The organism is Fodinibius sp., from assembly GCF_041642155.1.
Classification (GTDB): domain Bacteria; phylum Bacteroidota; class Rhodothermia; order Balneolales; family Balneolaceae; genus Fodinibius.
On record NZ_JBEPWZ010000157.1, the window covers coordinates 1 to 6,812 of the forward strand.

The window sequence follows — 6,812 nt, forward strand, 5'->3', positions numbered from 1 at the left end:
TTGGTAAGGTCAGCAATGCCATGGTTGAGTATTAACAGCCGGGCGGCATCTACAAGGGGCATCATCGCCCTGAGTTTAATATCAAATTTATCTTTTTGGTTGCCGGACTTTTCCACCAGCAAATTTCTGAAAAAGCCGAGCGGGGGGGAATTCAGCAGGGCATTGGCGGCAAAAAAATTCAGAAAGAGTTCATGCCGGTCAATGAGATCATGAACATGATAGGACAGCTCTTCCGCCAGGGGACGGTGGCCATAAACAGCCCGGAAGTCAAAAAAGATGGCCGCATGCAGGAGTGCTTTTTTGTCCGGTGTGGTGATCCATTCTTTAAAATAACTTTTCCAAACGGACAGTGGCTGGCACCAGCGGGGGTTGTTGGCCATCATTTTGGCGGGACAAGGTTTGAAACCGCAGGAAACCAACACGTCAACCACTTCTTTTGCGAGAGCCTGGAAGTATTCGGCCGCTTGTGCTTTTTGGCCATCATTCACGTCTTCATACACAAGGGCATTGTCCAGATCGGTACGCAATAGTTGTTCTTCCCTCCCTTCGCTTCCCAGGGATAAAAAGCAGAAGCTGGTATCCCGGACATCCGGGTAACCGGGGGCAACCTTGGGCCGGGACAGTTCCACGGCTTTTTGGATAATGATATCATTGATTTCTGAGATAATACCGGTGACAAAGCTCATGGATACTTCATTTTCCAAATAGTACGTTAACAGGAGGTCAGCCTGATCTCTCAACCGTCTCAGTTCATCAACGCTTTCGGAATTGACCAGAGTTTTGATGATGACGGCCGGGCTGTTTCCCTGCGACAGCAAAAGATCGTGATCCGAGATGATGCCGGTGACGCTGCTTTGATCGGTACCGTCTTCTGTTAAAATGAGATGATGCACCCTGTTTTTGATCATAGTCAGGTAAAGCGTTGCAAAGTCGGCTTCTTTTGTCATCGTAATGACCGGGCTGCTCATGATCTCGGAGATCGGGGCCGCAGGCGATCGGCCTGCGGCGACCACCTTGTTTCGTAAATCCTTGTCCGTAACAATGCCTTTTGGAAACCCATTGTTGTCGACCACAAGGATAGAGCCAACATTGGCGCGGCTCATCAGCCGGGCCGCATTTTCCACGGTTTCGTGTTCCTGACAGCTGAGAACATCCGGTGTATAGGTAATATCCGATTGGCCGGAAAAAATGGTTAATCCACTGTCCTCTATATTCTCCTGGAATTGGGTTGTGGCGAACTCGGCCTGAGAAAGATCTGTTTTGACTACAATCTGCCCGGATGCAAATCCCGCAGCGAAATACTGGCTGACCCTGTTATTTTCGCTTAACACTTTGTCAAATATTTCCACGGGGATCGCATAGACGAGGCTGTCCTCACTGGCCAGGGCATCCAAAACATAGGACCTTCTTCCCAGCAAAGAACGTACGCCGAAGACATCTCCTTCATCACAATATTCGACCGGAATGTGTTTTCCCTGTTGATCTTCGGTGAGTGCAACGGCCCCCTCCTTGACGACAAAGAAATATTTTTTGGCCGGATCACCCGCATGAAAAAGGTATTCCTCTTTGGCATAATATCTCAGTTCAACTTCGGATGCTACGGATTCCAGCAGGCTCTCGGAGAGAAAGCTGAACGGAGGATATTTTTTTAAAAATTCCTTGACTCTATTGACAATTACATTTGCCATAATGCATTAGAATTATGAATAAGGTAAAAGTGCACCTGTATTAATATTATATCTTTTTGCCGGCGGGGATCACAGGGCTTTCCTACTCTTCATCCTGTCCGCCCATCAGGGGTTCATTCATCGCCCGGATGCTGGCATTGGGCAATCCCTCGGGATAATTTTCCTTGCAGATATTCAGGACTTTGATAACCATGGCAAGATGCAGTTGTTTGGAATCATCATAAAACTTCTGCGCATCATCACTCAGCTTCGGTTTGCCATGCAGCGGCTTGTCGCTTACGCAAAGCAGCGTAGCATTGGGTATGCGATAGCGATAACCGTTGGTGGCGACGGTAGCCGATTCCATATCCACCGCGATGCTTCGACTCATATGGATCTGTTCGACCGTGCGTCGCTTCATGAATTCCCAGTTGCGGTTGGCGGTCGTAAAGATCGTGCCCATCCGGTGGTTGCGGTCGTAGGAATCGAGGACCTCCTTAAGGTAGACATTCAGCAGGTAGTTTGGCGTTATGGGAATGTTGAGGGGCAGGATATCATCCAGCACGCCGTCATTCCGCATGAAGCCGGTAGCAAGCACAAAGTCGCCAATATCCTGGTGGTTGCGCAGTCCACCGCAGTGGCCGACCATAATCATGGCATCGGGACGAAGTACGGCTATATGATCGGTAATGGTTTTGGCATTGGCTGGACCGACGCCGATATTGACCAGTGATATTCCCTTGTTATCAGCTAATTTGTGATGGTAGGCAGGCATCTGAATCCCGCTGCGACGGGGCTTGACACAGCCGGGAAACTTGTCCTGAAAAACTTGTACATGCATGTCGTAATTGGTAAACAGAATATAGCGCTGGAAGTCTTCGGGCTTGGTACCCGTATAATGCTGGAGGCGGTTGAGCGATATTTCGATGCGCTCCGGGCTGAACAAAAAGAGTTTCTTCTGAGTGATATCCCACTCGTCCTCATCGGTATTGTCCAGTAATGCAGGATCGTTCATGGAGAGGCGGTCGCGTGAAGGGATGATACTGATTTCGGCTCCCTTGTGCGCCAGCTTCTTAAGCTCGCGAAGCAGGTACCACCGATAGGATTTCGGGCGTGCCATTTCTCCCGTGATAACAGGATTATGTTTGGACCACGATCGTTTGACCAGTACATTCGGGTATTCACCATTATCATAAATCGATTCCATAATATCACAAGCCTTTTCAACCTGGTCGTTGATTTCCGCTTCTGATTGGATATCTTCGGATTGAAACTTAAATCGGTCAGCCATAAATAATAGGTAATGAACTTTATGAATAAAAAGTCGTTTCAGTTTACGATCGAGCCCTGGTCGGTAGCATATGAAAATAAGGAATATCAGACACCCATATTCAATCTTTTGCAGCGGAAAATGGTATTCGAATCGGGAGAAGAGCAGAATGAGGGTGATTTCTATGTGTTGCAGGCGCCCGAATGGGTTAATGTGGTACCGGTTACTACGAATAGAGAAGTTGTTTTGGTAGAGCAGTACCGGTACGGCATAGAACAACCCACCCTTGAAATTCCAGGCGGCGTGGTGGATCCGGGAGAATACCCCGATGATACGGCCGCCCGCGAACTCCTGGAGGAGACCGGCTATCGATCGGACCACTGGAGCAGCCTGGGGAAGGTGAGTTCAAATCCTGCCATGATGAATAACTTTACCCACCTGTACCTGGCGACCGAATGCGAATACGAGGAGGAGCAAAATCCCGATGAACACGAACGCATTAACGTTCATTTGACGCCGTTAGACACTTTTCTGGAGTATGTTGCGGACGGAACCATCCATCACAGTATCGTGGTGGCTGCCGTGGCGAAGTATTTGCTCAAGGATAAGTAAGGCAAGGATGGGGGAGGGGGGAATGGAGTGAGAACAGGGCTTGGATTTCTTCTTCTCGTTTTTCGCTTGGAGTCCTTCATCCAATCTTCAAGTAGGAGCCTTACCTTCGGTCATTCAAAGATTTATTGCAGTATCTGGGTAATCCCGTTATTATGTAACGACGGGAAATAACGGCACTGTGCGCACAAATGAAGCATGCCATTGAACCTTCTTCTGATTTCTCAACCATTTAACAAGCGTCTTATATGATAGAAACAGGCACGAAAATAGAAACTGATTTTTCGATCGACATCGTTAAAGATGGCGAAGAACAAACCGTAACGTTTTCAGAATTGCTGGACCGTCCCACTATTGTTTCGGTATATATGCGGAATAATACTTCGGGGTGTGATAAGCAGAATAAAAGCCTGGCTGATGAAGCGGACTGGTTCGATGAGCGTGGATATAACCTGGTGGCTATCAGCAAAGACAGCTGCGGGTCGCATAAAAATTATGCGGAAAAATTAGGTATCAACTATGTGCTGGCATCCGACCCGGAGTATGCGTTTGCCGATGCTACCGATTCGATCGTTAAAAAAAATATGTTTGGTAATACATACGAAGCCCCCACGCGCTCGGCTTATCTTATTGATACCGACGGCACCGTTCAGGGCATAATAAAAAAAGTGAATACTAAAGATCATGCCTCCGAGTTAAAGGATATGATCCAAAATTTGTAGAACAAGTAGTATATGAAGTCTCTTGTAATTGTAGAGTCCCCCACAAAAATAAAAACGCTCAAGAAGTATCTGCCCAAAGATTACGTCATCGACTCGTCGATGGGACATATCCGCGATCTGCCGGCCAATGCCAAAGAGGTACCCAAAAAATTCAAGGGCGAGGAGTGGGCCAACCTGGGCGTGAATACCGATAATGATTTTGATCCCCTGTATGTGATCCCGTCCAGTAAGAAGAAGGTGGTCCGGCGGTTGAAAAAAGCACTGAAGGAGGCGGACGAGCTTATCCTGGCGACGGATGAAGACCGCGAAGGGGAAGCGATATCATGGCATCTGACGGAGATACTGAAACCCAAGGTTCCGGTCAAGCGAATGGTGTTCCGGGAGATTACCAAAGAAGCGATTCAGGAGGCATTAAATCATTTTCGCGATATTGATATTAACCTGGTGAATGCGCAGGAGGCACGCCGCATTATCGACCGACTGGCGGGTTATACCATTTCCCCGCTGCTCTGGAAAAAAATTGCCCCCGGACTTTCGGCGGGACGCGTGCAGTCGGTGGCTGTTCGTTTTTTGGTGGAGCGCGAGCGCGAGCGCATGAAGTTCCGCACGGCCCGGTACTGGGACTTAAAAGCAACGCTTCACAAGGTGGATGATGACGCAGTTTTTGAAGCCGACCTGACGCATCTGGACGGCAAACGCCTGGCATCGGGAAAAGATTTTGATGAAAGTACCGGTAAGCTGAAAAAGCCAAAAAAAGTCGTCTTGCTGGACGATAAATCGGCTTCCGAGCTGCGCGACAACCTGGAGGATGCCGAATGGGAGGTTTCGGAAGTCAAGAAAAATCGCAAGAAACGTAATCCATCCCCTGCTTTTATAACCTCGACGCTTCAGCAGGAAGCCAACCGCAAGCTTAATTTTTCGGCCAAGCAGACCATGGGTGTCGCCCAGAAGCTGTACGAGAATGGATATATTACCTATATGCGTACCGACTCGGCGCGGCTGTCGGGACAGGCCATCAACGCGGCACGGAGTGCGGTCAAAGAGGAATACGGGGATGAATACCTCTTTGAGCGAGTCCGTAATTACGGCGGCGGCTCCAAGGGAGCACAGGAAGCCCACGAGGCCATACGTCCCGCTGGAAGCAGTTTCCGAAAACCGGAAGCAGCAGGTTTGCGCGGGGCCCAGTTTAAGCTCTATGACCTGATCTGGAAGCGAACGGTTGCCACCCAGATGGCCCGGGCCGAACTGGAATTCACCAACGTTACCATCGAGGCCAGGGCGAACGACAGAGTAGCCGAATTCAAGACGAGTGGCAAGAAAATTATATTTCCTGGTTTTTTCCGGGCCTATGTGGAGGGGAGTGACGATCCCGATGCGGCGTTGGAAAACCAGGAGCGGTTCCTTCCCGTCTTGCGCGAGGGCGAAGAGGTGGAAGAGGAGGGGATCGAGCCCATTTCACACGAAACCAAGCCGCCGGCGCGATTTACCGAGGCGACCCTGGTGAAAGAACTGGAAAAACGCGGTGTCGGCCGTCCCAGTACCTATGCCTCAATTATCAGTACCGTTCAGAACCGCGGGTATGTGGAGGCCGATGGAAAAACATTAATTCCTACTTTTACGGCTTTCGCCGTTACGGAACTGCTGGAAAAGAACCTCCACGATGTTGTAGACAGTGATTTTACTTCGGAGATGGAAGCCAAGCTGGATGAAATCGCTCGTGGAAAGCTGGATATCAATGAATATTTAAGTACGTATTATAAAGGGAAAGAGGGACTTAAAGCGAAGGTCGATGAGCAGGAAGATAAGATAAACCCCAAAGAAGCCCGGCACCTTGACTTACCCCTGCCGGACCTGAATGGTATTAAAGTATTTGTAGGACGGTATGGACCATACCTGAAAAAGGAGGCGAATGGAGAGGAGCTGACAACTTCGATTCCTGACAGCTGGAAGCCCAGCGACATTACGGTGGAAAAGCTGGAAGAACTGATTCAAACAGAGGAAGAGGGGCCCAGGTCGATTGGTCAACACCCGGATACGGGGGAACCTATATTTATACTGAATGGACGGTATGGCCCCTATGTACAGGTCGGGGAAGTGTCCGACGATAATAAAAAGCCGCAGCGTGCGTCGCTGCTGAAAGGAATGAAACCGGAGGAGGTAGACCTTGACCTGGCCCTCCGTCTTCTGGAGCTGCCCCGTCCGCTGGGAGAACACCCAGAGACCGGAAAGGTGATAAAGGCGGGCGTGGGACGTTATGGCCCTTTTGTAGTTCATGACGGCACTTTTGCTTCCCTGAAGCGCAGCGATCACGTGTTGGATATCGGGTTGGACCGGGCCGTAGAGCTGTTGGAGAACAAGAAAAAGAAAAAGTCCGGGAGCAGCTCTGTCATCAAGGATCTGGGCGATCATCCGGACAGTGGTAAAAAAGTGCGTGTTATGGACGGACGTTACGGGCCGTATATCAAGCACGGGAAAAAGAATATCAGTTTGCCCAACGACTTTGATCCCGAAGATGTTTCGATGGATATTGCCGTCCAGCTTATT

General features: G+C 49.5%; 5 protein-coding genes. 3 read left to right on the forward strand and 2 right to left on the reverse strand.

Features of this window, described 5'->3' with window-relative positions; translation table 11 throughout:
- Positions 1 to 1,688 (reverse strand): DUF294 nucleotidyltransferase-like domain-containing protein (locus tag ACESLU_RS09725; protein WP_372638459.1); only part of this gene is annotated, 1,688 nt, incomplete at its 3' end.
- Positions 1,689 to 1,770: 82 nt separating this feature from the next.
- Positions 1,771 to 2,958: an AMP nucleosidase gene (locus ACESLU_RS09730; RefSeq protein WP_372638460.1), complete on the reverse strand. Its 1,188-nt coding sequence runs from the start codon at positions 2,956 to 2,958 to the stop codon at positions 1,771 to 1,773.
- 21 nt (positions 2,959 to 2,979) lie between these two features.
- Between ACESLU_RS09730 and ACESLU_RS09735 the strand changes: the two genes are divergently transcribed.
- From ACESLU_RS09735 to topA, 3 genes are all read left to right on the forward strand, one after another.
- Positions 2,980 to 3,549: an NUDIX hydrolase gene (locus ACESLU_RS09735; RefSeq protein WP_372638461.1), complete on the forward strand. Its 570-nt coding sequence runs from the start codon at positions 2,980 to 2,982 to the stop codon at positions 3,547 to 3,549.
- Positions 3,550 to 3,794: 245 nt separating this feature from the next.
- Positions 3,795 to 4,268, forward strand: coding sequence for a peroxiredoxin (locus ACESLU_RS09740; RefSeq protein ID WP_372638462.1), 474 nt, complete (start codon positions 3,795 to 3,797; stop codon positions 4,266 to 4,268).
- Between the two features lie 12 nt (positions 4,269 to 4,280).
- A partial coding sequence (topA, locus tag ACESLU_RS09745; RefSeq protein ID WP_372638463.1) for a type I DNA topoisomerase occupies positions 4,281 to 6,812 on the forward strand: 2,532 nt, incomplete at its 3' end.

Coding starts and splice junctions, on each gene's coding strand:
- ACESLU_RS09730 (WP_372638460.1), bottom strand. CDS start 2,958: ATGGCTGACCGATTTAAGTTTCAATCCGAAGATATCCAATCAGAAGCG.
- ACESLU_RS09735 (WP_372638461.1), top strand. CDS start 2,980: ATGAATAAAAAGTCGTTTCAGTTTACGATCGAGCCCTGGTCGGTAGCA.
- ACESLU_RS09740 (WP_372638462.1), top strand. CDS start 3,795: ATGATAGAAACAGGCACGAAAATAGAAACTGATTTTTCGATCGACATC.